The sequence below is a fragment of the Desulfacinum hydrothermale DSM 13146 genome (assembly GCF_900176285.1).
GTDB classification, from domain to species: domain Bacteria; phylum Desulfobacterota; class Syntrophobacteria; order Syntrophobacterales; family DSM-9756; genus Desulfacinum; species Desulfacinum hydrothermale.
This window is the reverse complement of record NZ_FWXF01000054.1, coordinates 1-1,757: the sequence shown is the minus strand read 5'-3', so window position 1 is coordinate 1,757 and position 1,757 is coordinate 1. Positions and strand designations below refer to the sequence as shown.

Here is a 1,757-nt window from a genome sequence, read left to right as displayed (position 1 = left end):
CCTGCCGCTCTTTTTCCATAAGACCCACGGGTTCCGGAGCCTCCCCGTGGTGACTCCCCGTCCATTCCGGGACCGGTGGGACCGGGTCCGCCCGGAGGTGCAGGCGCCCCGCATGCGGGTGGCCCTTTTCGGGGGATGCCTGGTGGATTTCGTCTATCCGGAACAGGCGGAAGCCGTTCTGCCGCTTCTGAAAGAACAGGGTGTGGCCGTGGACTACCCCATGGATCAGACCTGCTGCGGCCTTCCGGCGCTCATGGCCGCCGAAAAGGAGACCGCACGGGAGGTGGCCATCCAAAACATCCGGGCCTTCGAGGAATCCAAATGTGACTGGATCCTCACCCTGTGCGCCTCCTGCGGATCCCACCTGAAGGAAAATTACCCCAAGCTCCTGGGAGACGATCCGAAATGGAAAGACCGTCTGGAGGCGTTCACATCCCGCGTGATCGACTTCAGTTCCTTTCTCATGCAGATCTTGAAGGTCCGGCCCGAACTCTTCCACGGGACCGGCACCCGGACAGCCTACCACGCCCCGTGCCACCTGTGCCGGGGCCTCAAGGTGGTGGAAGAACCCAGAAAGCTCTTGGAGATCGCCGGCCTGAACTACGTCCCCGCCCAAGACGAGGACGTCTGCTGCGGGTTCGCCGGGTCCTACTCCCTGGAGTTTCCTGAAATCTCCGCCGAACTTCTCCAACGCAAGCTGGACAGTGTGGAAGCCACGGGGGCGGAACTTCTCGTCACCGACTGTCCGGGCTGCGTCTTACAGCTTCGCGGCGGCATGGATCAGCGCGGCGGCCGGATTCGGGTACGCCATATCGCGGAGGCGGTGGCGGAAGGCCTTTCTTAAGCGCCCGGAAATAGCCAATGTGTGTAGGCGCTCTACCGAACAATGAGCTCCCTGAGCGAGCGCTTGGGCACATGGTGGCGCCCCGCTTCGTCCCGCCAGTAGCGGATGTCTCCGCCGGGGGAAAGTTCTTCCAGAACGACCGTTTCCGCTGGCTTTCCCAGGGCGATGACGAAGCGGACCTGCAGGTGTTCGGGAATGTTCAGGGCCTCGCGCAATGCATCCCTTCGCACCGAAGCGATGATGCATCCGCCCAGCCCCTTTTCCACGGCCCCCAGCAGGATGGTCTGGGCCGCGATCCCGTCGTCGCACAAGGGGTTTTCCGTGATGGTGGTGTCCAGCAACACGACGATGTAGGCCGTGGGGCGCTCGCCTTCCGCCGGGCCGGTCCAGTCCTTGAGATAGGCCGCCCAGGCCAGGGTGGGAAAGATCCGGGCGTTGGTTTCCGGATCCGCCGCCAGGATGTATTTCAGCGGCTGGCGGTTGGCGGCCGAGGCGGTCATGCGTGCCAGATCCACCAGTTCCACCAGCGTATCCCGACCGACGGTGTGCTTTTCATCGAAACGACGATAGCTCCTGTTTTGAATCACCAACTGGCGAAGGTTCATGATGCTCCTCCCATGGCGCGGATCCGAGCCGCGGAGCGGCCCGCTCCGGCAGAGCAGCCCCGGATGATCCTTGCTTCAACATCTCCAGAAAGCAGACAGATCTTCCGTTCCAAAAATCGCGGGATTATCCGTATCGTCCTGGACGGCGAGCCTTCCGCAGGGGAAGCAGTTGTAATCTTACGAAAACCGCTCCATGTGTCCTCCAGGAAGCGACGCGCCCTTCCCGAACGCTTCACCGGCGCCGGGACATGGCCGCGCGCAACGCGAAAGGACCGGGCAACCCCAAAGCGGCCGCTCGGTGCGTCAGC

Annotated in this window: 2 protein-coding genes; one reads left to right on the top strand and one right to left on the bottom strand. The window is 63.1% G+C overall.

Annotation, left to right across the window (positions count from 1 at the left end; all coding sequences use genetic code 11):
* Positions 1-844: (Fe-S)-binding protein (locus B9A12_RS16535; protein ID WP_139796711.1), on the top strand; the 844-nt coding region annotated here is incomplete at its 5' end.
* A gap of 32 nt (positions 845-876) precedes the next feature.
* Here the strand turns inward: B9A12_RS16535 and B9A12_RS16530 are convergent.
* A complete protein-coding gene (locus B9A12_RS16530; RefSeq protein WP_084059185.1) occupies positions 877-1,449 on the bottom strand; it encodes a nitroreductase family protein in 573 nt (190 codons plus the stop codon).
* Positions 1,450-1,757: the final 308 nt, after the last annotated feature.

What these genes read in the sequence shown, in the direction of transcription:
- B9A12_RS16530 (WP_084059185.1), bottom strand. Translation starts at nt 1,449, where the DNA reads ATGAACCTTCGCCAGTTGGTGATTCAAAACAGGAGCTATCGTCGTTTC.